Source organism: Streptomyces sp. NPDC047042 (assembly GCF_040644035.1).
GTDB lineage: Bacteria > Actinomycetota > Actinomycetes > Streptomycetales > Streptomycetaceae > Streptomyces.
In genome coordinates, this window is sequence record NZ_JBEYVP010000012.1 from 12455 (window position 1) to 38391 (window position 25937).

11 protein-coding genes and 1 pseudogene are annotated in these 25937 nt (G+C 69.0%); 7 read left to right on the forward strand and 5 right to left on the reverse strand.

Annotation, left to right across the window (positions count from 1 at the left end; translation table 11 throughout):
• Positions 1-4: 4 nt before the first annotated feature.
• Positions 5-1501: an N-acetylglucosamine/diacetylchitobiose ABC transporter substrate-binding protein gene (gene ngcE / locus ABZ855_RS15725; RefSeq protein WP_360806970.1), complete on the reverse strand. Its 1497-nt coding sequence runs from the start codon at positions 1499-1501 to the stop codon at positions 5-7.
• A 454-nt stretch (positions 1502-1955) separates the two neighbouring features.
• On the opposite strand from ngcE, the gene ABZ855_RS15730 reads away from it, so the two are divergent.
• Entirely contained in the window at positions 1956-5786 is a 3831-nt protein-coding gene (locus ABZ855_RS15730) for a GH92 family glycosyl hydrolase (protein WP_360806972.1), read from the forward strand.
• 23 nt (positions 5787-5809) lie between these two features.
• On the opposite strand, the gene ABZ855_RS15735 is transcribed toward ABZ855_RS15730, so the two are convergent.
• The 3 genes from ABZ855_RS15735 to ABZ855_RS15745 all read right to left on the reverse strand — a co-directional run bounded on the left by ABZ855_RS15735 (position 5810) and on the right by ABZ855_RS15745 (position 10994).
• Entirely contained in the window at positions 5810-6217 is a 408-nt protein-coding gene (locus tag ABZ855_RS15735; protein ID WP_360806974.1) for a hypothetical protein, read from the reverse strand.
• Between the two features lie 12 nt (positions 6218-6229).
• Positions 6230-9517 (reverse strand): GH92 family glycosyl hydrolase, encoded by a 3288-nt coding sequence (locus ABZ855_RS15740; RefSeq protein ID WP_360806976.1) that lies wholly within the window; start codon positions 9515-9517, stop codon positions 6230-6232.
• Between the two features lie 376 nt (positions 9518-9893).
• Positions 9894-10994 (reverse strand): lytic polysaccharide monooxygenase, encoded by a 1101-nt coding sequence (locus tag ABZ855_RS15745; protein ID WP_360806978.1) that lies wholly within the window; start codon positions 10992-10994, stop codon positions 9894-9896.
• A 402-nt stretch (positions 10995-11396) separates the two neighbouring features.
• Here ABZ855_RS15745 and ABZ855_RS15750 point away from each other — a divergent pair, with 402 nt between their 5' ends.
• The 4 genes from ABZ855_RS15750 to ABZ855_RS15765 all read left to right on the forward strand — a co-directional run bounded on the left by ABZ855_RS15750 (position 11397) and on the right by ABZ855_RS15765 (position 21085).
• Positions 11397-15071 (forward strand): S8 family serine peptidase, encoded by a 3675-nt coding sequence (locus ABZ855_RS15750; protein ID WP_360806980.1) that lies wholly within the window; start codon positions 11397-11399, stop codon positions 15069-15071.
• Positions 15072-15176: 105 nt separating this feature from the next.
• A complete protein-coding gene (locus ABZ855_RS15755) occupies positions 15177-16187 on the forward strand; it encodes a helix-turn-helix transcriptional regulator (RefSeq protein WP_360806982.1) in 1011 nt (336 codons plus the stop codon).
• 160 nt (positions 16188-16347) lie between these two features.
• On the forward strand, positions 16348-20016 hold the full coding sequence (locus ABZ855_RS15760) for a S8 family serine peptidase (protein ID WP_360806984.1): 3669 nt from the start codon (positions 16348-16350) through the stop codon (positions 20014-20016).
• A 58-nt stretch (positions 20017-20074) separates the two neighbouring features.
• The gene (locus ABZ855_RS15765; protein ID WP_360806986.1) at positions 20075-21085 is read left to right on the forward strand and encodes a LuxR C-terminal-related transcriptional regulator; all 1011 of its coding nucleotides are present in this window, start codon (positions 20075-20077) and stop codon (positions 21083-21085) included.
• A 62-nt stretch (positions 21086-21147) separates the two neighbouring features.
• Here the strand turns inward: ABZ855_RS15765 and acnA are convergent, their stop codons facing one another.
• Positions 21148-23865 (reverse strand): aconitate hydratase AcnA, encoded by a 2718-nt coding sequence (gene acnA, locus ABZ855_RS15770; RefSeq protein ID WP_360806988.1) that lies wholly within the window; start codon positions 23863-23865, stop codon positions 21148-21150.
• 209 nt (positions 23866-24074) lie between these two features.
• Between acnA and ABZ855_RS15775 the strand changes: the two are divergent.
• Both ABZ855_RS15775 and ABZ855_RS15780 read left to right on the forward strand, forming a co-directional pair.
• A pseudogene (locus ABZ855_RS15775) lies at positions 24075-24310 on the forward strand (DUF4236 domain-containing protein).
• A gap of 65 nt (positions 24311-24375) precedes the next feature.
• Positions 24376-25905: a UDP-N-acetylglucosamine 1-carboxyvinyltransferase gene (locus ABZ855_RS15780; protein ID WP_360806990.1), complete on the forward strand. Its 1530-nt coding sequence runs from the start codon at positions 24376-24378 to the stop codon at positions 25903-25905.
• Positions 25906-25937: the final 32 nt, after the last annotated feature.

The window sequence follows — 25937 nt, forward strand, 5'->3', positions numbered from 1 at the left end:
CCGGTCACTGGTGCTTGTAGTGCTTGATCGACGAGTCCTTCGCGGTCTCGTCGGCGTAACCCTGGGCCTTCTTGACGGCCTCGGCCGGTGTGAGCCGCCCCGCCATCATCTCGCCGAGTACCGAGACCCCGATCTGCTCCTTCTGGAGCTTCACGTACCAGTCCTGCAGACGCGGGTTGACGACGTTGTTCCCGGCCTTCTCCAGCGCCGCCACACCGGACTTGAGGCCGGGGGTGAGGGTGATTCCGTCGGTGCCGCCGTTGAACGCGGTCAGCGACTTGACCTTGCTGGTGAAGTTCTTCGAGGACGCCTCGCTCAGCATGATGCGCAACTGCTCCATGCCGCCCGCCGTGTTCTTCGCCTTCGCGGGGACGATGAACGGCTCGCCGCCGGAGGCCCAGATCGTGCCGAACGGCAGCTTGTCGGAGCTGTCGATGCCGGTCGGCCCGGAGACGGCGAGGTCGAAGTCGGCGGGGATGACGTTGGCCGACTCGTTCTCCACCCAGGAGCCGTTCGGGATGAACAGCGCCTTGCCCTTGGCCCACGCGGTCTGCGACTGGATGTGGTCGAGACCGGGGGTGCCCTTGAGGACGTACCCCTTCTTGTAGAGCTCGTAGTACGCCTCGAAACAGGCCTTGACAGCCGGGTTCTTCCAGGCGTCGGGCTCCAGGTTGTCGATCGCGTCCAGAACCTCGACACCGCCGACCTTGCCGATCATCGCGTAGAGCGAGAAGGGCAGGTAGTACGGGTACTTGCCGGCGTAGGTCCAGCCGGCGATGCCCTTTTTCTTGGCCTTCTCGCACACGGCGAGCATCTCGTCCCACGTCTCCGGGTACGTGGCGTCGAGCGAGTCCAGGGCCTTCTGCGAGTACCAGACGCCGTACACCGTGTAGGCGTAGTACATGATCCACACCGGGTCGCCGTCGAACTGGCCCATCTCGACGATGCCAGGCCGCAGGGTGTCGCGGACCTTCTTGTTCGGGTCGTCGTAGGACGGGGCGTCCAGGAGCGGGGTCAGGTCGGCGAGCTGGTTCTTGCCGACCAGGACGCCCATGTCCATCTGTTCGGCGCCGGAGTTGTCGATCAGGTCCGGCGGGGTGCCCTGGTTGAAGCGGGGCTGGAGTGTGGACTGGATCTTCTGGGTGGCGGAGAACTTGACCTTCGCCTTCGGGAAGTTCGTCTCGTAGATCTTGACCGCGTCCTCGGCGTACTCCTTGCCGAAACCGCCGTCGAACAGCACGAACTCCAGCTGGGCGGTGTCGTTGACCGCCAGGGGGTTCTTCGCGGTCTTCTTGCCCGCCTTCGCCTTCTCCTCGTCGCCTCCGCCGCTGCTCGCACACGCGGACAGGAAGCCCATCGTGGGGACGGAGATCAGGCCGAGCGCCGCGGACCTCTTGATCAGGTCGCGGCGGCCGAGGCCGTCGGTCGTGGCGCGGGTGGTGCCGGTGGCGGCAGTGGTGGTGCGGTCGGGGGTGCGGCTGTCGTCGGAAGTGGATCCCATGCTCAAGTCCTCGCCTTCTCCAGGACTCAGGCGGTGAACCGGATCCTCCCGGCACCGCGATCGGGTCGAACTGGGTCGTGCAGGAAGTACTTAGTGCGTGATGCGCCCTGGTCAGAGGGAATACCCGGCGGGCCGCGCGTTCGGCACGTCAAACCACCCTTCCGGCTCCCCTCACACCTGGCGTCGACCGGTCGAACAGTGGCAGACGCCGACAGGTATAGTCCACTTCCCGTCAAAGGGGCAAGATCGAATGCAGGGTTGACCATCGGTCTTTTCCGAGTTGAGACCTCGCGGAAATATGCGGACCGCCCGCATCCCTTTGCGCGGGAAATTCGCGATATTGGGCCCGAATGCCGCACCCAACACCCTTGACATCACTGGTCACTTGACTCCCTACTGGTTCTTGCGCAACCAAGGTGACAACGTTGTCCAGGCGGCAGGAGGATGCTCTCGCATGCGGCAGGGAGTTCGGCGCAAACGTCGGTCCGGACTGGAGTTCGGATCAATTCCAGCCATCGCGGCAGTGTTCGCACTGGTGATCGGCGGACAGGGTGCGGCGACCGCACTGCCCGCCTCCGCACCGGCCGCACCGGCCGTCGAGAGGTCGTTCGCCTCCTCGTTCGAGGTGAACGAGCCGGCGCCCGACTGGCTGAACACCGTCGACACCGGGCCGGACGGCACGAAGCGGGCGTCCGGTGTCGACGGCGGCTACAGCAGCGGCATCCCGGGCAATGCGACCGACCATGTGACGGACGTCCGGGCGAGCGGCGAGAACACCGGCGGGGGCGAGGTGAAGGAGAACCTCGTCGACGGCGTGCCGGGGACCAAATGGCTCACGTTCGCGTCGACCGGCTGGGTCGAGTTCGACCTGGACGAGCCGATCGGCGTCGTCAGCTACGCGCTGACCTCGGCCAACGACCACGCCGAGCGGGACCCCGCCGACTGGACGCTCCAGGGCTCGCCGGACGGCACGACGGGCTGGACGACCATCGACAGCCGCAGCGGCGAGTCGTTCACCGAGCGCTTCAAGACCAGGTTGTACGACCTGTCGCCACCTGCCGAGTACCGGTACTTCCGGCTCGACATCGGACGGAACAACGGGGGTGCCATCACCCAGCTCGCCGACGTCCAGTTCTCGACGGGCGGCGTCGACGCTCCCGTTCCCCCGGACATGCTCTCGCTGGTCGACCGCGGCCCGAGCGGCTCGCCGACCGCGAAGGCCCGCGCCGGTTTCACGGGCAAACGGGCGCTGCGGTACACCGGCACCCACCGGGCGACCGGGCGGGCGTACTCGTCCAACAAGGTGTTCGACGTGAACGTGGCCGTGGACCCCGACACCGAGCTGTCGTACCGGGTCTTCCCGTCGATGGCGGACGGAGACCGCGACTACGACGCCACCAACGTGTCGGTGGACCTCGCCTTCACGGACGGAACCCTGCTGAGCGAACTGTCCGCGGTCGACCAGCACGGCTTCGCGCTCACGCCGCGGGGGCAGGGCGCGGCCAAGGTGCTGTACGTCAACCAGTGGAACCATGTCGCCTCGCGGATCGGGGCGGTGGCGCGGGGGAAGACCGTGGACCGGGTGCTGCTGGCGTACGACTCGCCGGCCGGTCCCGCGAAGTTCCGGGGCTGGATCGACGACGTGTCGCTGCGACCCGTCGCCCCCGAGGCGCCTCGGGAACACCTGTCCGACTATGCGGTGACCACTCGTGGCACCAACTCCAGCGGGGCCTTCTCGCGGGGCAACAACTTCCCGGCGACGGCCGTGCCGCACGGCTTCAACTTCTGGACGCCGGTGACCAACGCGGGTTCGCTGAGCTGGCTGTACGACTACGCGCGGGGCAACAACGCCGACAACCTGCCGACGATCCAGGCGTTCAGCGCGAGTCATGAGCCGAGCCCCTGGATGGGCGACCGGCAGACCTTCCAGGTGATGCCGTCGGCCGCCCCCGGGACCCCGGACACCGCCCGGACGGCACGGGCGCTGGCCTTCCGGCACGAGAACGAGACCGCGCGGCCGTACTACTACGGGGTGCGCTTCGAGAACGGCGTCAAGGCCGAGATGACGCCGACCGACCACGCGGCGGTGCTGCGCTTCACCTACCCCGGCGACGACGCGAACGTCCTCTTCGACAACGTCACCGACCAGGCGGCCCTGACCCTCGACCAGGACAACGGCACGTTCACCGGCTACTCGGACGTGAAGTCGGGGCTGTCGACGGGGGCGACCCGGCTGTTCGTGTACGGGGAGTTCGACGAGGACGCGGTGGTGACGGGCGGGGCGTCGAGCGGGGTCAAGGGCTATCTCCGGTTCAGCGCGCCGAGCGGGGTGGTGACCCTGCGGCTGGCCACCTCGCTCATCGGCGTCGAACAGGCGAAGGCCAATCTGCGTCAGGAGATCCCGGAGGGCACGTCCTTCGAGACGGTACGGGCCGGTGCGCAGCGGCAGTGGGACGGGCTGCTCGGCAAGGTCGAGGTGGAGGGGGCGACGCCGGACCAGCTGACGACGCTGTACTCCAGTCTGTACCGGCTGTACCTGTACCCCAACTCCGGCTTCGAGAAAGTCGGTTCGAAGTCCCAGTACGCGTCTCCGTTCTCCCCGATGCCGGGTCCCGACACCCCGACGCGCACCGGGGCGAAGATCGTGGACGGGAAGGTGTACGTCAACAACGGCTTCTGGGACACGTATCGGACGACGTGGCCCGCCTACTCCTTCCTGACACCACGTCAGGCGGGCGAGATGGTCGACGGGTTCGTGCAGCAGTACAAGGACGGCGGCTGGACCTCGCGCTGGTCCTCCCCCGGCTACGCCGACCTGATGACGGGCACCTCGTCGGACGTGGCGTTCGCCGACGCCTATGTGAAGGGCGTCGGGTTCGACGCTAAGTCGGCGTACGACGCGGCCGTGAAGAACGCGACCGTCGTGCCCCCGATGTCGGGCGTGGGCCGCAAGGGCATGGCGACCTCGCCCTTCCTCGGCTACACGAGCACCGAGACCCGTGAGGGCCTGTCGTGGGCGCTGGAGGGCTACCTCAACGACTACGGCATCGCCCGGATGGGCCAGGAGCTGTTCCGGCAGACGGGCGTGCAGCGGTACCGGGAGGAGTCCGAGTACTTCCTCAACCGGGCCCAGGACTATGTGCGGTTGTTCGACAAGGAGGCCGGCTTCTTCCAGGGCCGCAACGCGCGCGGCGACTGGCGGGTGGCGTCGTCGGCGTACGACCCGCGCGTCTGGGGCCACGACTACACGGAGACCAACGGCTGGGGATACGCCTTCACGGCCCCGCAGGACAGCCGGGGCCTGGCCAACCTGTACGGCGGCCGGACGGGCCTCGCGGACAAGCTCGACGACTACTTCGGGACACCGGAGACGGCCTCACCGGAGTTCGTGGGCTCGTACGGCGGGGTCATCCACGAGATGACGGAGGCGCGGGACGTCCGGATGGGCATGTACGGCCACTCCAACCAGGTGGCCCACCATGTGAACTACATGTACGACGCGGCCGGGCAGCCCTGGAAGACCCAGAAGAACGTCCGCGAGGTCCTCTCCCGCCTCTACGCGGGCAGTGAGATCGGCCAGGGTTACCACGGTGACGAGGACAACGGCGAGCAGTCGGCCTGGTTCCTGTTCTCGGCGCTGGGCTTCTATCCGCTGGTCATGGGCAGCGGCGAATACGCCATCGGCTCCCCGCTCTTCACCAAGGCGACAGTGCATCTGGAGAACGGCAAGGATTTGGTGGTCGAGGCGCCGGACAACAGCGCACGGAACGTGTACGTGCAGGGCCTGAAGGTCAACGGCCTTCCCTGGACGTCGACTTCACTCCCCCACTCGATCGTCTCCCAGGGCGGAACCCTTGAGTTCGACATGGGCCCCGAGCCCTCGACCTGGGGGACGGCGAAGAACGCGGCGCCGGTCTCGATCACCCAGGACGACGAGGTGCCGACGCCGCGCGCGGATCTGGTGGAGGGTGAGGGCGCGTTGTTCGACAACACGTCGGCGACGAGCGCGACGGTGACGTCCGTGGGCCTGCCGGTCGCCGGTTCCGTGAAGGCCGTCCAGTACACGCTGACGTCCGCCACCCAGGCCGAGGCCCCGACGGGCTGGAAGCTGCAGGGTTCCTCGGACGGCGCCAACTGGCGGACGCTGGACCGGCGTTCGGGTGAGTCGTTCAGGTGGGACCGGCAGACGCGGGCGTTCTCGGTGGCGTCCGGGGGCTCGTACTCGCGGTACCGGCTGAACCTCGACGGTGAGTCGACGCTGGCGGAGGTGGAGTTGCTGGGCTGACCGGTCCCCGCCTGCTTCGCCGGTCAGGGATCGGGGAAGCGGGCGGGGAGGTGGGGCAGCAAGCGGCGTAGGGCTGCGGCCTGCTGGTGGACCCGCATGAGCATGGAGCGGCGGTTGTGGACCGTGCCGGGGACGTCCTGGGGCGGGCCACAGCCGGCGGCGACGTAGGCCTTGTACAGTGACACGCTCCGACCTGCCGTGCTATCCGGCCCGATCAGGCTCAGACTCGTGCACACATAGGACTCGTGTCCGAGATAGACACTGATGCATACTTCCAGGCCCGCCCGGCGGTACGTCAGCTCAGCGCCGTAGAACCCCCACCGGAGGTCGTGCTCCTCCGGCTCCGAAAACTCCTCGGTCTCGACGAGGAACGCGAAGGCGTTGCGCGCCTCCGACTTGAACTCTTCGGGAAGGTTCGGCCGTCGCCCCATCTTTCGATGGTGTCAGCCAACAGCGAGGGTGAACACGTGCACGTTGGCATTGGCCGGAAGACGTACGCTCGCGATGCTCCGGCCCGGCGGTGCCTGGAACGGGCGGGTGGCGAAGATGTACGACGGGACCGGGTCGCGGCCCGATCCCGACACGTTGCGGTACGGCGTCCTCGCGACGACCTCGTTGCCGTACTGGACGGTGCCCGTCCCCCCGCCGAGCGTCCAGTCGGTGAGGGCCAGGTCGATCGAGTCGGTGGTGCCGTCGGTGTAGGTGACGGTCGCCTTCGTCTGTTGGTTGCCGAAGACTCCGCTGCCGAGGAACGACAACCGGGTTGCCGGGGCGGCGAGTTCGAGTGTCTGGGCCGTTGCCGACGCGTTGTCCGGGCGGCCCGGCGGTGAGGCCGGCCAGGTGAAGGCCAGGCCGGTCGCCAGCCTGCCCCGGGTGCCCGGGGTCAGGCCCGCCGCTGCCAGGGCCTGACGGGAGTAGCTCCAGCCGCCGCCGTCGTAGTCGGCCTCGGTGTGGTCGCCCGTGTCGTCGGAGGTGCCGGTGCTGTTGTAGGCGGCGAGGAGGGATCCCGGGGCCGCCACCGTGAGGGTGATCGGCTGCTCGTACGCCGTGTCCGTCGACGTCACCTTGATCCTCGCTTCGTGGAAGCCCTGCTCGACTCCGGTCCGCGCGGTGAGCGTGACCCGGCGGGAGCCGTCAACCAGCGTTCCGGAAACGGGTGTTGCCGTGATTCCCGGCGGGGTCTCCACCTCGAAGCGCACCTCCGGACCGGCGGTGTCGGCTTCCGTCATGGACAGTGCGCGGATGTCCACCGCCGCGCTGCCGCCCGGTGCGATCGTCGCGATGTCGGGACCGATCCCGATCTGGTACGGCTGTTCGCCCGCCCGGAAGGACGGTGGCGCGTCGGACGGGGCGCTGCCCCAGGTGGGGTCCGGGGTGGCGGCCAGGGTGTAGTCCAGGGTGCCACCGTGCCGGACGAAGGACGCCGGGAGCCACGGGCGGTCGCTCGTACGGCCGTTGACGGCGAGGGAGTGGACGTACGGGGTGTTCGCCGCCGCTCCCTGTGCGTGGATCGAGATGTCGTTGCCGTGGGGGCGGTTGATCTCGATCCTCGGGAACAGGGGTGAGGCCAAGACCAGTTCGGCTCGGGACGGCACCTGGGGGTACATGCCGAGCGCGGCGAAGACGTACCAGGAGGACATCGCGCCGAGGTCGTCGTTGCCGGGGATGCCGCCGGAGCGCGTCGACCAGAGCCTTGTCATCGCCGCGCGCACGGTTTCCTGGGTCTTGTGGGGTGCGCCCGCGTAGGCGTACAGGTAGGGGACGTTGACCGAGGGTTCGTTGTCCAGTTCGGACTTCTCGCCGCCGCTGCCCGTGAGGGCCCAGCTGCCGTCCGGATGGTGGAAGAAGGTGTCCAGGCGGTCAACTGCCCTGGCTGGGCCGCCCATTGCCGCGAACAGGCCTGCCGGGTTGTGCGGGACCATCCAAGTGTACTGGGCCGCCGTGCCCTCGACGAAGCCGTTGCCGGTGGACGGGGTGAAGCCGGGGACCCAACTGCCGTCCGCCTTGCGGTTGGTGACGTAGCCGGCGCCGCCCGGACGGGCCGCGATGTTGAAGTTGTTCTGCCACCACTGGGCGCGCTTCATGAAGGTGTCCGCCGTGTGTGCCCTGCCTGCCGCGCGGGCCAGTTCGGCGAGGGCGAAGTCCGCGCCCGACATCTCCAGTGTCTCCGCCGCGCCACCCCACGCGTTGGACACGGACGGCATGTAGTGATGGGCCAAGTACTTGTCCAGGGAGGGGCGTTGACCGACGGAGAGGACCGGCCTGCCGGCCGGTGACAGGTCCTGCCGCGTCGGTGTCGTCGCCGCCCGCAGCAGGGAGTCCAGCGCGCCGCGCAGGTCGAAACGGGTGCCGCCGAAGGCGCGGATCCCGGCGAGGGCGGCGGGCGACGGGTCGCCGTTCATGACGTGGGTGCCGCTCGCGCCGTGCAGCCAGCGGTCCCACAACCCGCCGTTCTGGCGGGCGAGTTCATAGAGGGACTGGGCGATGTCCGAGCCGGTGTCGGGGTCGAGGAGAGTGAGCAGCTGGACCTGGGAGCGGTAGACGTCCCAGCCGGAGAAGGTGCCGTACTGGTCGGCGTGGCCCGCCCGGACCGGATGGACTCCGCCGTCGGCCCCCCGGTAGCGGCGGTCGGTGTCGCTGATGACGTTCGGGTGGAGGAGGGAGTGATAGAGGGCCGTGTAGAAGGTGGTGCGTTCGGCTTCCGTGCCGCCGCCGACGCTGATGGCGGCCAGCCTTTCCCGCCAGGCCTTTCGGGCTGCGGACTCGACCGACGCGAAGGACCGGGTCGGCGGGTTCTCGGCGTCGAGGTTGGCCTCGGCGCCCTCCCGACTGACGTACGAGATACCGACCTTGATGCCCACTGGGCCTGCTCCGGGCTCGAACTCCACGTATCCGCCCGCCCCTTTGCCCGGCACGGGACGTCCGCCTGCGGCGGTGAAGCCGCCCGTTCCGCCGGACGCGGTGGTGGCACCCGGGGTCAGCCGGTCGTCCTGCCAGGTGCCGGACGTCTTGAAGGCGCGGTCGAAGCGGGCCGTGAAGTGGAGGGTGTAGTAGGGGCGCCGGGCTTCCGGGTCGATGTGGCCGCAGAAGTTGCCGGAGGTGACCGAGCCGGAGACCGTGCGGGCGGCGGGGTCGATCGTGACCGTCGAACCGGTCGAGCCCACCTCGGAGTTGGCGGTACGGATCAGCATCGAGGCCGGTCGGCCGGACGGATAGGTGAAGCGGGCGGAACCCGTGCGGGCGGTCGCCGTGAGGTCGGCGGTGACCCCGGAGGCCATGGTCACCCTGTAGTGGCCGGGCTCGGCCGTCTCGTCGGCGTGGCTGAAGTCGGCCGCGTACACCGCATCCTTGGTGTCGCTCGCCGGGGAGGACGTGACCTGGCCGGCGTACGGGAAGAAGGGGATGTCGCCGCTGCCGCCCGCGCAGCCCGTGCCGGACATGTGGGTGAGGCTGAAGCCACGGATCCGGGTGGCGTCGTAGTGGTAGCCGCCGGGGGCCGCCGTTCTGGTGGCGTCACCCCGGGTGTTCTCCGGACTCCAGGAGAGCATGCCGAACGGGACGACGGCGCCCGGGAAGACATCGCCGCCATTGCTGGTGCCGATCAGCGGATCGACGTACGGCGTCGGGTCCTCGACCAGGGGGTTCGCGGGTGCTGTCGCCGCGTGCGCCGGGACGGGCAGGCCCAGCGCCAGGGCGGCGGCCAGCAGCAGGGACGTAGGGCGGACACGCATGACGCGGCCCCTCCTCCTTCGGACGGGTCGCGCAGCACAGGTCGCACAGACCGCGGGGACAGTGACGTGCGCCAGCGGTACCACGGGAGAATGTCCGCCCCGGAGAGGACGCGCCCTGGTGTCACGCGTGCGGGGTACGGGGTGCACTCGCGTGGGTGATCAACGGGCTTGACGATGTTGTCCGTTGGGGCGATAGAGTGTTGTCCAGACCACTGGACAACGTTGTCTCACGTTGCCGTCTCACCCAGTTGTCGCACCCGAAGACGTACTTCCCCGGGCCCCTTCCCCCGTACCGGCCCGGCTCGCGGACCCGGTGGCCGGCAGCCACCGGGTCCGCCCTGAGCGGACTCAGCTTGCGATGTGCAGCCCCGCGGGTCTAACCGACCCGGCAGGGCAGGGTAGTCGCCGTGTCACCGCCCGAGCCCCGGACGACGTATCCGAACGTCGCCGACTTGCCCGGATCGAGGGAGCCGTTCCAGTTGGCGTTGTGGACCATCACCGCCTGGCCGTTGTAGGTCGCGTTGCCGTTCCAGAGGCTGTCGATCGCCTGGCCCGCCGGGAGCGACCAGTCGACCATCCAGCCGAGCATGGGCACGTTCCCGGAGTTGGTGACGGTCACCTCGGACTGGTAGCCGCCGTTCCAGCTGCCCGTCGTACGGCGGGTGGCCGTGCACGCGCCGGGCGGGGGCTCGGTGGGCGGGTTGCCGGGGTCCTTGATACCCGTCACCTCGCCGTTGCCGCCGTCGAAGACGACGTCGGAGCAGGAGTAGAACGTCTCCTGGCTGTCGGAACGCTGCCACACCATGTAGATGATGTGGCGCCCGGACTTGTTCGCCGGAAGCTTGCCGTTCCAGGAGTAGTTGGCCTCGACGTTGCCCGGGGTGCCGTTGAGCGGCGGGTGGTCGACGCTCAGGAACGGCTGGGACTCGATCGCGTCCCAGGTGAGCGTCTTGGTCGGGTCGAAGCCGTCCTTGGTGATGTAGACGTAGAACCAACCCGGATGCGCCGCCCACGCGTTGTACGAGAAGTCGACGTTGGCGCCCGAGGTGAGGTGGGTCAACGGCCAGTCGGCGCTGGGGGTGTTGAACCCGGTGAAGTTGGTGTTGCCGCCGCTGCACAGCTGCCCGTCCGGGACGAAGCCCCGGGTGCGGCCGGCGCCGTCCGAGCGCAGCACCGAGAACCAGTTGTAGAACGGCGTGGTCCCGCTGACCTGTTGTGCCGTCTTGCAGGCCGGGTTGATCGCCTTGATCTCGCCGGTGTCGGTGAGGGCGTCCTGCCAGCACAGGAAGGTGCGGCTGCCGGGTTTCATCGGGGTGCCGTGGGCCTCCGCGTCACCGCCCGCCGTGACGACCAGGCCGAGGGCCGGGATCGCGGTGAGCAGGGCCAGGAGGACGAGGAGGAGGGATCTGCCCCGGGTGGGGAGCAGTAATCGGCGTGGGGTGCGGGGGGAAGGTGGGGGTGATGATGTCAGGGCCATGTCATGAACTCCTTCAGTCGTACGCGGTGCGCCGTACGCCGTGGGATGCGTACGGAACGTGCGGGTGAAGGGGCGCACCCGGCGAGGGGTGCGCGTGAAGTGCCATGTGCGCGGGGGTGATACGTGGGGGGCGGTGGGGTGGGAGCGGCCCCCGCTTACGGGTTCCGGTCCGCTCGGTGTGGGAGCGCTCCCACCTCACTCCCTCTCGAAGCTAGCGCCGCGGGGTGAAGATGTAAACGCCTGACACATGGTCACGGAGCAGGGGCTTGGCCGAAGGCTGCATTGGCACTCCCCGGCCACAGGAATCCCTTGAGCATCATTTGGTGCGGCGCCCACGCTGATCACTGGCTTCCGCTCAACAGGCCGGAAGCTCTTTCAGCGTTCAGGGGAGGACGTCCACACATGCGAAGACTCCACGCGCTCGGAACCGTGGCGGGAGCGGCCGGACTGGTCGCGGGCCTGGTCGCGCCCGCGACGGCCGGTTCCGGGTCCACGGCCACCACCACCCTCGAGAGCCCCGGCAAGACCGCTTCCACGACACAGACCATCACCCTCATCACCGGCGACACCGTGTCGCTCACCACGGGAGCGGACGGCAAGAACGCCGTCGACGTCCGACGCGGCAAGGGGCGCGAGGCTGCCACCTTTCTGTCCAGCGAGAAGAACGGCGAGGTCAGCGTCCTGCCGACGGACGCCATCCCGCTGATCCAGGCCGGCCGACTCGACCCGACCCTGTTCAACGTCACCCAGTTGGCGAAGCAGGGCTACACCGACGCGAAGACCGGCGCCACCCCCGTGATCGCGACGTACAGCAGGGGCGACGCGACCCCCGACGGCGCGCGCCGGACGCTCGCGCTGCCCGGGATCGACGGCGCCGCGCTGAGCGCGAGGAAGTCCACCGCGTTCTGGGCCGACATCGCCCCGGAGCTGGGCACCGAGCCCACCGCGAAGGCCGCCAAGCAGCTCGGCGACGGCATCGACAAGCTCTGGCTGGACGCCCAGGTGCAGGCGTCCCTCGACGTGAGCGTGCCGCAGATCGGCGCACCCGAGGTGTGGAAGTCCGGTTACGACGGCAAGGGCGTCAGGGTCGCGGTACTCGACACGGGCGTGGACGCCGGGCACCCGGACCTCGCGGGAAAGATCGCGGAGTCCACGACCTTCGTGCCGGGAGAGTCGGTACAGGACGGTCACGGCCACGGCACGCATGTGGCATCCACGATCGTCGGTTCGGGCGCGGCCTCGGGGGGCCGCCTCAAGGGTGTGGCGCCGGGTGCGGAGCTGCTGGTCGGCAAGGTGCTGAACAACCTCGGCAAGGGCCAGTCCTCCTGGATCATCGCGGGCATGGAGTGGGCGGCGCACTCCGGTGCGAAGGTCGTCTCCATGTCGCTGGGCGGTACGGCGACCAGCTCCTCCGATGTGCTCAGTGAGACCGTCGACGAGTTGTCCGCGTCCACCGGTGCCCTCTTCGTGATCGCGTCGGGCAACGCGGGCCCGGGCGAGCAGACCGTGGGCACCCCGGGCATCGCCGACTCGGCGCTGACAGTGGGCGCGGTCGACAAGTCCGACAAGCTGGCCGATTTCTCCAGCCGGGGTCCGCGCCCCGGCGACTCGGCGGTCAAGCCGGAGATCACCGCGCCGGGCGTCGGCATCGTGGCGGCCCGTGCGGCGGGCACCAGCATGGGCAAGCCGGTGGACGACAACTACACGTCGGCGAACGGTACGTCGATGGCGACCCCGCATGTCGCGGGCGCGGCGGCGCTGGTAGCGCAGGCCCATCCGGACTGGACGGGAGCGCAGCTCAGGGAAGCGCTGGCGAGCACGGCGAAGACGAACGCCGACAACTCCGTCTTCGAGCAGGGCGACGGCCGGGTCGACGTCGTACGGGCGGTGCGTCAGAACGTCTTCGCCACCCCGACGCTGAGCTTCGGCAGGTTCGAAGACGGGGACAGCGGCGTCACCTCCAAGGACATCACGTACACCAACATCACTGACAAAGCGGTGGAGTTGAAGCTCTCGTCGTCGCTCGCCGACGTCACCTTGGGGGTCGCTACGCTGACCGTGCCCGCGCATGGCACCGCCTCGGTTCCGGTCGGCGTGGACCCGGCGCAGGAGACCGAGGGCCGGTACACGGGCCATGTCACGGCCACCGCCGACGGCGTCCAGGTCACCACGGGCATCGGGTTCGAGAAGGCCCCGAAGACGTACGACCTCAAGGTCTCCCTGCTGGACCGCAAGGGCAACCCGTCCACCGCAGGGTCGACCTACACACTCCAGGAGCTGAACGGCGCGTATCCCAACGAGTACGGCACCCTCGGCACCGGCTGGACCTGGCAGGTTCCGGCCGGCACCTACTCCATCGCGACCTGGATCCCGGACAAGGACGGAGGCGGGGTGACCGTCGGCACCTCGGTCGTCGGCAACCCCGAGATCAAGGTGAACGGGGACACCGAGGTCGTCCTCGACGCCCGCAAGGCGGTGGAGATCAAGCCGAGGACCAAGCAGGACTCCGAGTTCCAGGGCTTCACCACCAGCTGGCACCGCGAGGGACCAGGCAGCAAGTGGGGCTTGACGTACAGTCAGGGCTGGTGGACGGACCACATCTATGTCGCGCCGACGGCGCAGGTCACCGAGGGAACCCTGGAGTTCTCCGCCAAGTTCCGCCTGTACGCCAAGGAGTTGACGGCGAGTGTCACCGGCCCGGAGAAGTATGAGCTGTCCTCGCTCTACTACTGCCAGACGTACAACGACTTCCCGTTGAAGATCAGCGGTGACCGCAAGGTGCAGGCGGTGGACGCGGGCGGCGGTACCGCGGCCGACTTCGCCGGGCTGGACGTCAAGGGCAAGGTCGCGGTGGTCGGGCTCGGCGCCACGGAGCGGGCGCAGGGCGCTCTGGACAACGCGACCAAGGCCGGCGCCGGTTACCTCATCGCCTACCGCAAGACCCCGGGTTTCTGGCTCGAGGCCGTGGACCGCGCGACCACCGTTCCGCTGATGATCGCCACCGGCGAGGAGGGCGCCAAGCTGGCCGGACTGTTCAAGACCGGTAAGAAGGTCACCCTGAAGCTGGGCGGCACGCCGGTCAGCCCGTACGTCTACAACCTGCTCTCGGCGAACAGCGGTGCCATCTCGGCGAACCAGACGTACACCCTGGACAAGTCCAACACCGTGAAGAAGAAGGCCCGTTACTACGGGGCGACGGCCGGCGAGATCGGCGCGGACACCGTGTACACCTTCCGCCCCTGGCAGCTCTTCAGCATCGAGAACCCCAAGTACATGCAGCTCGGCACGGAACGCGACGAGTACTACTACGCCGACCCCGGCACCCGCACCCGGCACGTCGTCTACCCGAACTGGGACACGCTGAGGGGCCAGTGGAGCCCGATGCGGACCTTCGACAAGGCGGGCACCGAGAAGTCGACGGAGAACTGGCTGCGCCAGGTCGTCCGGCCCGGGACCAGCGAGGAGTACGGCCTCTCCGAGCGCACCGGCGACAAACTCACCATGTCGGTGACGGAGCTGAACGACCCCACGCCCGGTCACTACGGGTACATCGACGGCACCGACAACACCGCGAAGGGCAAGCTCTACGCGGACGGGCAACTGGTCGGTGACTCGCTGCTCGGCGGGTACGGCGTCTTCGACGTGCCGGCGGACAAGGCCGCCTACCGCTTCGTACTGGACGTGCAGCGCCGGGCGGCCTGGGCCAGGTACTCCACGAGTACGCACACCGAGTGGACCTTCGCCTCGGCCCGCACCGGCGCCACGACCGCGCTGCCGCTGCTGACCGTCGGCATCGCCCCGCGGGGGCTGGACCTCCTCAACAGGGTCGACCGCAAGCAGGAGTTGGAGATCGGGCTGCCGGTCGCCAACCAGCTGGGGAACGTGAAGGCGAGCAGTCTCAAGGCCTGGGTCTCCTACGACGACGGCACGTCCTGGAAGGAGGTGAAGGTGCGGGGCGGCAAGGCGCGGTTCAAGGCCGCGAAGGGCGCCGAGTCGGTGGCACTGCGCGTACGGGCCGCCGACAGTGACGGCAACGGGATCGACCAGACCGTGCTGCGGGCGTTCGGTCTGAAGTAGAGGACGTCTCTGAAGTAGAGGACGTCTCTGAAGTAGACGACTCCGAGGCGGGCCACCCGTAACCTGTGCGCCGGCCTTAACAAGCATCATCTAGCGTGCCCAGCCATGAACACGGCACACGAGAGCGCGCACGACACGGTAGGACAGGCCCCCGCCGCGAGCCCTTGGTCCGCGGTGGGGGTCTCCGCCTTCGACGAGCTGGTGTACCAGTCGGTCCTCCACCAGCCCGACGCGGGCGCGGCCGGCTGGGCGCTGCTGACCGGCGCCACTCCGGCCCGGGTCCGAGAGGCCTGCAACCGGCTGCTGGGGCTCGGGCTGCTGCAACCACCGGACTCCATGGGCGGGTTACGGGCGGTCGACCCGCGGGTGGCGATCCGCGCGCTGATCCGGCGGCGCGACACGGATTCCGAACTGCTGTCCGCCACCGCCGAGGAGATGGCGACGGCGTACGAGGCGGGGCTGCTGCGGGAGCAGCCGTCCCGGCTGGTCGAGGTGGTGTCCGGGGAGGGCGCCAACGCGGCCCGGCTGGAGGAGCTGTACGCGCGCGCCGAGCACGAGGTCTGCGTGTTCGACACTCCCCCGTATCTGGCCCCGCGTACCCCGCAGTTGGACCTCCAGGCCGATCTGCTCAGCCGCGGGATCGTGTACCGCACGGTGTACGCGGCGACCGCCCTGGAGGATCCGGACGTTCTCTTCCACGCCTGGAAGATGGTCGAACTCGGCGAGCAGGCCCGGGTGTTGCCCTCGGTGCCGGTCAAGTTGCTGGTGGTCGACGGCCGTCGCGCGATGCTTCCCCTGACCTCGTCCGACGCGGGCGGCTACTGCGCGGCGGTCGTGCGCCACTCGGCGGTGACCGAAGCCCTGCAGAAGCTCTTCGAGCTGGCCTGGCAGCAGGCGACGCCGCTCGGCCAGGGCACCGGTGAAGGTGAACTGTCCGAGGGCGAGCGGACGTTGATCCGGCTGCTGACCGCCGGGATGAAGGACGAGGCGGTGGCCCGCCATGCGGGCGTGAGTCTCCGGACCCTGCGGCGACGGCTGAGCGAGCTGCAGGACCAGGTGGGCGCGTCGAGCCGGTTCCAGCTGGGGGTACGGGCCGCGCAACGGGGCTGGGTGTAGGGGCGGGTCGGCCCGTCAACTTCCGTGGCCGAGAGAGGCGTTGGCACCCACCGGCCACAGCAATCCCTTGAGTCGCTGTGTGCGCAGGACCCACGCTGAGCACTGGCTTCCGCTCCACGAGGGCGGGGGCGTTTCAGCGTTCAGGGGAGGATCTCCACACATGCGAAGACTCCACGCCCTTTGGGCCGTGGCAGGAACGGCCGGGTTGCTCGCCGGGGCGGTCACGCCCGCGGCGGCCGGGCCCGCGTCCCCGCTCACCCGGGCCGGCACCACGCGGGCACCACAGGCCGAGACCCAGACCGTCACCCTCATCACCGGCGACACGGTTTCGGTCACCGCCGGACCCGACGGCAGGTCCGCCGTCGAGATCGAGCGCGGCAAGGGCCGCGCGACCGCCACGTTCTTGTCCACCGAGCGCGACGGCGAGGTCAGTGTCCTGCCGGTGGACGCCATCCCGCTGGTGAAGGCGGGCCGTCTCGACCCGGCCCTGTTCAACATCACCCAACTGGTGAAGCAGGGGTACGCCGACGCGAAAACCGGCACCACCCCGGTGATCGCGACGTACCGGAGCGGCAGCGCGACCCCGGACGGCGCACGTCGGACGCTCGAGCTGCCCGGGATCGACGGGGCCGCGCTGAGCGCGAAGAAGTCCACCGCCTTCTGGGCCGACATCGCCCCCGCCCTCGGCACGGAACCCACCACGAAGGCCGCGAAGCAGCTCGGCGAGGGCATCGACAAGATCTGGCTCGACGGCAAGGTGCAGGCGTCCCTCGACGTCAGCGTGCCCCAGATCGGCGCACCCGAGGTGTGGAAGTCGGGCTACGACGGCAAGGGCGTCGAGGTCGCGGTCCTGGACACCGGCGTGGACACCGGGCATCCGGATCTGGCCGGAAAGCTCGCCGAGACGCAGAGTTTCGTGCCGGGCGAGACAGTGCAGGACGGCCACGGGCACGGCACCCATGTGGCGTCCACGATCGTCGGCTCGGGCGCGGCATCGGACGGTAAGCGCAAGGGCGTGGCGCCCGGTGCGAAGCTGCTGGTCGGCAAGGTGCTGGACAAGACCGGCCACGGCCAGGACTCCTGGATCATCGCTGGCATGGAGTGGGCGGCCCGCTCCGGGGCAAAGATCGTGTCGATGTCGCTGGGCGGTGACGCGTCCGGCCCCTCCGACCTCATGAGCGAGACCGTCGACGAGCTGTCCGCGTCCACCGGCGCCCTCTTCGTGATCGCGGCGGGCAACTCCGGCCCGTCCGAGCAGACGGTCGGCACCCCGGGCATCGCCGACTCGGCGCTGACGGTCGGCGCGGTCGACAAGTCCGACAGGCTGGCCTCGTTCTCCAGCCGCGGCCCGCGCCTGGGCGACTCCGCGGTCAAGCCGGAGATCACGGCGCCGGGAGCGGCCATCACGGCGGCCCGCGCCGCCGGCACCCACATGCCCGGCAGCACGCCCGTCGACGACTACTACACGACGGCGAACGGTACGTCGATGGCGACCCCGCATGTCTCGGGCGCCGCCGCGCTGGTCGCCCAGGCCCATCCGGACTGGACGGGGCAGCAGATCAAGCAGGCGCTGGCGACCACGGCGAAGACCATGCCGGACGCCGATGTCTTCGAGCAGGGTGACGGCCGCGTCGACGCCGTACGGGCGGTGCAGCAGGGCGTCTTCGCGACGCCGACGCTGAGCTTCGGCAAGTACGAGGAGGCCGACACCGCGGCCGACAGCAAGGACATCACGTACACCAACACCACGGACACGGCCGTGGAGTTGAAGGTGTCGTCGTCACTCGCCGGCGCCTCGGCGAGCGCGGACAAGGTCACCGTTCCGGCGAAGGGCACCGCCACCGTCGCGGTCACGGTCGACCCGGCGAAGGAGGCGACGGGCCGGTACACCGGCCACATCACCGCGAGCGCGGACGGAGTCCTCGTCACCACCGCCGTCGGCTTCGAGAAGCTGCCGAAGACCTACGACCTGAAGGTGTCGCTGCTGGGCCGCGACGGCAAGGCGCCCACCTACGCGTCGATCTTCATGCTGCAGGAGTTGAACGGCGCGTACCCGGACACCTACGGGTTCCTCGGCAAGGGCTACACCTTCAAGGTGCCGGCCGGTACGTACTCCACGGCGTCCTGGATCTCGCAGCGGGACGCGGCCGGACTGGAGATCAGCACCTCGGTCGTCGGTGATCCGGAGATCAAGGTCGACAAGGACACCGAGGTGGTCCTCGACGCCCGCAAGGCGGTCGAGATCAAGCCGAGGACCAAGGAGGACTCCGAGTTCCAGGGCTTCAGCAGCAACTGGCACCGGGAGGGACCCGGCACCGCCTTCGGGGTGACCTACAGCCAGGGCTGGTGGACCGACCACCTCTATGTGGCGCCCACCGAGAAGGTCACCGAGGGCATGTTCGAGTTCTCCCCGAAGTTCCGGCTGTACGCCAAGGAACTGACGGCGAGCGTCACCGGGCCGGAGAAGTACGCACTGCCCCTCGACTACGCGCAGACCAACAGCGGCCTGCCCGTGAAGGTCAGCGGTGACCACACGGTTCGGGCGGTGGACGCCGGCGCCGGCACCGCGGCCGACTTCGCGGGACTCGACGTCAAGGGCAAGGTGGCGGTCGTCCGGATCGCCGCCGGTGGAACGCCGGACGAGGCACTGGTCAACGCGACGGCGGCCGGGGCCGGTTACGTCCTCGCCTATCGCGAGTCGCCCGGGTACTGGCTCGCGTCAGTGAAGAGCACGACGATCCCGCTGATGCTCGCCACCGGCGAGGACGGCGCGAAGCTCGGGACCCTGCTGAAGAGCGGGAAGAAGGTCAAGCTGAAGCTGGCCGGCACTCCGGTCAGCCCGTATGTGTACAGCGTGATGTTCCCGCAGGTGGGAGCCGTCTCGGCCAACCAGACGTACAACTTGAACAGCTCCAACACCGTGAAGCAGACGGTTCGTTACCGCGGAACCGGGGCCGGTGATGTCGGCAAGGACGCCGTGTACCGGTACCGCCCCTGGCAGCGGACCGACATCGCGACCACCACCAACGTGCGGCTCGGCACGGAGCGCACCGAGTACTACAACGTCTCCGACAGCCGGATCTGGCACGCCGTTTTTTCCGACTGGAAGGCGAACCAGCCCCAGTGGGGTCTCGTGCGGACCTTCGACAAGGCGGGCAAGCAGCCCGCCGAGGAATGGCTGGGCTCGGTCGTGCGCCCGGCGACCAGTCCGCAGTACGGCCTCTCCCAGCGCACCGGCGACAAACTCACCTTCCGCGTCCCGGAGTTGAGCGACGCCACACCGGGCCACTACGCGGCTGTGGACGGCGTCCAGGACACCGCGAAGGGCACGCTGTACGCGGACGGGCAGTTGGTCGGCAACACCGCGCGCGGTGGCTTCGGCGCCTTCGACGTCCCGGCGGCGAAGTCCTCGTACCGCCTTGTCGTCGACGCACAGCGCAGGTCCGACTGGGGGGTGTACTCCACCGGCACCCACACGGAGTGGTCCTTCGCCTCGGCGCACGCGGACCAGCAGACCGCGCTTCCGCTGCTCTCGGTCGACTATGCGGTGGCCGGGCTGGACCTCCTCAACAGTGCCAGGGCCGGGCACACTTCGAAGGTCGGCCTCTCGGTCCGGAACCAGTCCGGCGCCGTCACCGCCGGTTCCCTGAAGGCCTGGGTCTCGTACGACGACGGCACCTCCTGGAAGGAGGTGAAGGTCAAGCACGGCAAGGCCGAACTCAAGCACCCGAAGAAGGGCGCCGGGTTCGTGTCGCTGCGGGTGCGGGCCGCCGACCGGGAGGGCAACACCGTTGACCAGACGGTCGTAAGGGCGTTCGGCGTGAAGTAGGCGACAGCCGCCAGGTGTTGCGTAAATCCTTAACAAAGATCGTCTACCGTGCCGAGCCATGGTGAACACGGCATACGACACGGCAGGGCAGACCCCCGCCGCGAGCCCCTGGGCCGCGGTGGGGGTCTCCACGTTCGACGAGCTGCTGTACCAGGCCATCCTCAACCAGCCCGACGCCGGTGCGGCCGGCTGGGCGCTGCTGACCGGCGCCTCCCCGGCCCGGGTCCGCGAGGCCTGCAACCGGCTGCTGGGGCTCGGGCTGCTGCAACCACCGGACTCCATGGGCGGGTTACGGGCCGTGGACCCCCGGGTGGCGATCCGCGGGCTGATCCGGCGGCGTGAGACGGAGTCGGAACTGCTGTCCGCCACCGCGGAGGAGATGGCGACGGCGTACGAGGCGGGGCTGCTGCGCGAGGAGCCGACCCGGCTGGTCGAGGTGGCCTCCGGCGAGGGCGCCATCGCGGCCCGCCTGGAGGAGATGTACGCGCGCGCCGAGCACGAGGTGTGCCTCTTCGACACACCGCCCTATCTCGCGCCGCCCGCTCCGCAGGTGGATCTCCAGGCCGATCTGCTGCGTCGTGGAATCGTCTCGCGCGGGATCTACGCGGCGACCGCCCTGGAGGATCCGAACGTTCTCTCCCGCGCCCTGACGATGGTGGAACTCGGCGAGCAGGCGCGGGTGTTGCCGTCCGTGCCACTGAAGCTGCTGGTGGTCGACGGGTGCCGGGCGCTGCTGCCGCTGACCGCCTCCGCGGCCGGCGGCTACTGTGCCGTCGTGGTGTGGCACTCGGCGGTGACCGAGGCCCTGCAGAAGCTGTTCGAGATGGCCTGGCAACGGGCGACTCCGCTGGGCCAGTCGGCCGACGACGGTGAACCCGGTGAACTCTCGGAGAGCGAAAGGACGTTGACCCGGCTGCTGGCGGCCGGAATGAAGGACGAGGCGGTGGCCCGTCACCTGGGCGTGAGCCTCAGGACCCTGCGGCGCCGGGTGAGCGAGTTGCAGGAGCGGCTGGGAGCGGCGAGCAGGTTCCAGCTGGGTATGCGGGCTTCCCAGCGCGGCTGGGTCTAGCCGGGCACGGCGAAGGCCGCGCCCCCGGAAGGAGCGCGGCCCGAACCGCCGTACCGGATCGCCTACTTGCGGATCAGGTTGCGCAGCACGTACTGCATGATGCCGCCGTTGCGGTAGTAGTCCGCCTCGCCGGGCGTGTCGATACGGACGACCGCGTCGAACTCGACGCCCGTGTCGGTGGTCACCTTGACCGTGCGCGGGGTGGTGCCGTTGTTCAGCTCCTCGATGCCGGTGAAGGAGAAGGTCTCCTCGCCGGTGAGGCCGAGGGACGCGGCGGTGGCGCCCTCCGGGTACTGGAGCGGCAGGACGCCCATGCCGATGAGGTTCGAGCGGTGGATGCGCTCGTACGACTCGGCGATGACGGCCTTGACGCCGAGGAGCGCGGTGCCCTTGGCGGCCCAGTCGCGGGACGAGCCGGAGCCGTACTCCTTGCCGGACAGGATGACCAGCGGGATGCCCTGCTCGATGTAGTTGCGCGAGGCGTCGTAGATGAACGCCACGGGCGCGTCGGGCTGGGTGAAGTCGCGGGTGTAGCCGCCCTCGGTGCCCGGCGCGATCTGGTTGCGCAGGCGGATGTTGGCGAACGTACCGCGGATCATCACCTCGTGGTTGCCTCGGCGGGAACCGTACGAGTTGAAGTCACGGCGCTCGACGCCGTGCTCCGTGAGGTACTTGCCGCCGGGGGTGTCGGCCTTGATCGCGCCGGCCGGGGAGATGTGGTCGGTGGTGACCGAGTCGCCGAGCTTGGCGAGGACGCGGGCGCCGGAGATGTCCGAGACCGGGGTGGTCTCCATCGTCATGCCCTCGAAGTACGGGGGCTTGCGGACGTACGTCGACTGCGGGTCCCACTCGAAGGTGTTGCCCTCGGGGATGGACAGCGCCTGCCACTGGGCGTCGCCCGCGAAGACGTCCTGGTAGGACTTGGAGAACATGTCCTCGCCGATGGCGTTCGCCACGACGTCGTTGACCTCGGCCTCGGAGGGCCAGATGTCGGCCAGGAAGACCGGCTTGCCCTCCTGGTCCACACCGAGCGCGTCGCGCGTGATGTCCACCTTCATGGAACCGGCGAGGGCGTACGCGACGACCAGCGGCGGGGACGCCAGGTAGTTCATCTTGACGTCGGGGTTGATCCGGCCCTCGAAGTTGCGGTTGCCGGAGAGCACCGAAGTCACGGCCAGGTCATGGTCGTTGACGGCCTTGGAGACCTCGTCCGGCAGCGGGCCGGAGTTGCCGATGCAGGTGGTGCAGCCGTAGCCGACGAGGTTGAAGCCGACCTTGTCGAGGTAGGGGGTGAGCCCCGCCTTGTCGAAGTAGTCGGTGACGACCTTGGAGCCCGGGGCGAGGGTGGTCTTGACCCACGGCTTGCGGGTCAGGCCCTTCTCCACGGCCTTCTTCGCGACCAGCGCGGCGGCGACCATGACGTACGGGTTCGAGGTGTTGGTGCAGGAGGTGATGGCCGCGACCGTCACCGCGCCGTGGTCGATCTCGTACGTCGAGCCGTCGGGGGCGGTCACGGTGACCGGGTTGGACGGGGCGCCGTTCGGCGCGACGGCCGGGGAGTCGGAGGCCGGGAAGGACTCCTTGCCGGCCTCGTCCACGGCGTCGACGTAGTTGAGGACGTCCGTCTTGAACTGCTCGGCGGCGTTCGCGAGGACGATGCGGTCCTGCGGGCGCTTCGGGCCGGCGATGGAGGGGACGACCGTGGAGAGGTCGAGCTCGAGCTTCTCGGAGAAGTCGGGCTCGGCGGCCGGGTCGAGCCAGAGGCCCTGCTCCTTGGCGTACGCCTCGACGAGCGCGAGTTGCTGCTCGCTGCGGCCGGTGAGCTTGAGGTACTTGATGGTCTCGCCGTCGATCGGGAAGACCGCGGCGGTGGAACCGAACTCCGGCGACATGTTGCCGATGGTGGCGCGGTTCGCGAGGGAGGTGGCGGCCACGCCCTCGCCGTAGAACTCGACGAACTTGCCGACGACGCCGTGCTTGCGGAGCATCTCGGTGATGGTCAGCACGAGGTCGGTGGCGGTGGTGCCCGGGGTCAGTTCACCGGTCAGCTTGAAGCCGACGACGCGCGGGATGAGCATCGAGACGGGCTGGCCGAGCATCGCGGCCTCGGCCTCGATACCGCCGACGCCCCAGCCGAGTACGCCGAGGCCGTTGACCATGGTGGTGTGCGAGTCGGTGCCGACCAGGGTGTCGGGGTACGCCTGGCCGTTACGGACCATGACCGTACGCGCGAGGTGCTCGATGTTGACCTGGTGGACGATGCCGGTGCCCGGCGGGACGACCTTGAAGTCGTCGAAGGCGGTCTGGCCCCAGCGCAGGAACTGGTAGCGCTCCTTGTTGCGGCCGTACTCCAGCTCGACGTTCTGCGCGAAGGCGTCCGCCGTGCCGAACCGGTCGGCGATGACGGAGTGGTCGATGACCATCTCGGCCGGGGAGAGCGGGTTGACCTTCGCCGGGTCACCGCCGAGCTCCTTCACGGCCTCACGCATGGTCGCGAGGTCCACGACACAGGGCACGCCGGTGAAGTCCTGCATGATCACGCGGGCCGGCGTGAACTGGATCTCCTGGCTGGGCTGCGCCTGCGAGTCCCAGCCACCGATGGCCCGGATGTGGTCGGCGGTGATGTTCGCGCCGTCCTCGGTACGGAGCAGGTTCTCCAGCAGCACCTTCAGGCTGTACGGAAGGCGAGCCGAGCCTTCCACCTTGTCCAGCCGGAAGATCTCGTACGACTCGTCGCCCACGCTGAGCGTGCTACGGGCGTCGAAGCTGTTCGCCGACACGACAGTCTCCTTCATTGATGTGCGCGTTACACCGCATCCTGCCGCCACGACGACTTGGCCGATCCGCTAAGGTAAGGCTAAGTTAGGTAACCCTTAGTGGCGGAGATATCTCGATGTCGAGATAACTCTAGTACATGGGTGGCGAATGGTCATGCCCGGCGGCGGTGTGATGTGGCCATCACCGCGCGGGATCGGGGTAACCGACCCCTATGCCACTCACCTTCCGCAAGAGCTTCCGGATACTCCCGGGCGTGCGCCTCAACATCAACAAGCGCTCCTGGTCCATCACGACCGGCGGCGGCAGCCACGGGCCACGCCACACCCACAGCAGCACGGGACGCCGTACGACCATGGGGGTCCCCCCGCTCGAGCGGAGTCGAGAGTGGGGGAGGACCTGCCCGGCCCGTTCGGCTGGCGCCGCACCCGTGGCGGCAGGCGCGACTGACGGCAGGTCACCCGCACGGACTCCCCCAGAGGGCGCCATCTCATATCTGAGATAACCTCAACCCCATGGCAGACGACTACCTCGTACGCATCGGCAAGCTCATCCGTGACGCCAGGCAGCACCGGGGCTGGACACAGACGCAGCTTGCCGACGCGCTCGGCACCAGCCAGAGCGCGGTCAACCGCATCGAGCGCGGCAATCAAAACATCAGTCTTGAGATGATCGCTCGAATCGGTGAAGCCCTCGACAGTGAGATCGTCTCGCTGGGCTATGCGGGGCCCATGCATCTGCGCGTAGTGGGCGGTCGTCGGCTGTCCGGCGCCATCGACGTCAAGACCAGCAAGAACGCGTGCGTCGCGCTGCTGTGCGCCTCGCTCCTCAACAAGGGCCGCACAGTGCTGCGCCGGGTCGCCCGCATCGAAGAGGTGTACCGCCTGCTGGAGGTGCTGAACTCGATCGGCGTCCGCACACGGTGGATCAACGACGGCGTCGACCTCGAGATCGTGCCGCCGGCCGAGCTGGACATGGCCGCGATCGACGCCCAGGCGGCCCGCCGGACCCGCTCGATCATCATGTTCCTCGGTCCCCTGCTGCACCGCGTGGACAGCTTCCGGCTTCCGTACGCGGGCGGCTGCGACCTCGGCACCAGGACCATCGAGCCGCACATGATCGCGCTGCGCCGGTTCGGGCTCGACATCGCGGCGACGGAGGGCCTCTACCATGCCCGCGTCGACCGTTCTGTCTCCCCCGGGCGCCCCATCGTGCTGACCGAGCGCGGGGACACCGTCACCGAGAACGCGCTGCTCGCCGCCGCGCGGCACGACGGTGTCACCGTCATCCGCAACGCGTCCTCCAACTACATGGTCCAGGACCTGTGCTTCTTCCTGGAGGCGCTGGGCGTACGGGTCGAGGGCGTCGGCACGACGACGCTCACCGTGCACGGCGTTCCGAACATCGACGTCGACGTGGACTACTCGCCCTCCGAGGACCCGGTCGAGGCGATGAGCCTGCTGACGGCGGCGGTCGTCACCGAGTCCGAACTGACCGTGCGCCGGGTGCCGATCGAGTTCCTGGAGATCGAACTGGCGGTCCTGGAGGAGATGGGCCTCGATCACGACCGTACGCCGGAGTACTTCGCGGACAACGGCCGCACCCGGCTGATCGACCTGACGGTCCGCCCCTCCAAGCTGGAGGCGCCGATCGACAAGATCCACCCGATGCCGTTCCCGGGCCTGAACATCGACAACGTGCCGTTCTTCGCGGCCATCGCCGCCTCCGCGCAGGGCCAGACCCTCATCCACGACTGGGTCTACGACAACCGCGCGATCTACCTCACCGACCTGAACCGCCTCGGCGGCCGCCTCCAGCTCCTCGACCCGCACCGGGTCCTGGTCGAGGGCCCGACCCGCTGGCGAGCGGCCGAGATGATGTGCCCGCCGGCACTGCGCCCGGCGGTGGTGGTCCTGCTGGCGATGATGTCGGCGGAGGGCACGTCCGTGCTGCGCAACGTGTACGTGATCAACCGGGGGTACGAGGACCTGGCGGAGCGGCTGAACTCGGTGGGGGCGCAGATCGAGATCTTCCGGGACATCTGAGGGCCCTTCCAGGCAGCGCCGACACATGTTCA

Excerpts from the sequence above, each read along its gene's own strand:
- ngcE (WP_360806970.1), bottom strand. The coding sequence starts at position 1,501 with ATGGGATCCACTTCCGACGACAGCCGCACCCCCGACCGCACCACCACT.
- ABZ855_RS15730 (WP_360806972.1), top strand. The coding sequence starts at position 1,956 with ATGCGGCAGGGAGTTCGGCGCAAACGTCGGTCCGGACTGGAGTTCGGA.
- ABZ855_RS15735 (WP_360806974.1), bottom strand. The coding sequence starts at position 6,217 with ATGGGGCGACGGCCGAACCTTCCCGAAGAGTTCAAGTCGGAGGCGCGC.
- ABZ855_RS15740 (WP_360806976.1), bottom strand. The coding sequence starts at position 9,517 with ATGCGTGTCCGCCCTACGTCCCTGCTGCTGGCCGCCGCCCTGGCGCTG.
- ABZ855_RS15745 (WP_360806978.1), bottom strand. The coding sequence starts at position 10,994 with ATGGCCCTGACATCATCACCCCCACCTTCCCCCCGCACCCCACGCCGA.
- ABZ855_RS15750 (WP_360806980.1), top strand. The coding sequence starts at position 11,397 with ATGCGAAGACTCCACGCGCTCGGAACCGTGGCGGGAGCGGCCGGACTG.
- ABZ855_RS15755 (WP_360806982.1), top strand. The coding sequence starts at position 15,177 with ATGAACACGGCACACGAGAGCGCGCACGACACGGTAGGACAGGCCCCC.
- ABZ855_RS15760 (WP_360806984.1), top strand. The coding sequence starts at position 16,348 with ATGCGAAGACTCCACGCCCTTTGGGCCGTGGCAGGAACGGCCGGGTTG.
- ABZ855_RS15765 (WP_360806986.1), top strand. The coding sequence starts at position 20,075 with ATGGTGAACACGGCATACGACACGGCAGGGCAGACCCCCGCCGCGAGC.
- ABZ855_RS15780 (WP_360806990.1), top strand. The coding sequence starts at position 24,376 with ATGGCAGACGACTACCTCGTACGCATCGGCAAGCTCATCCGTGACGCC.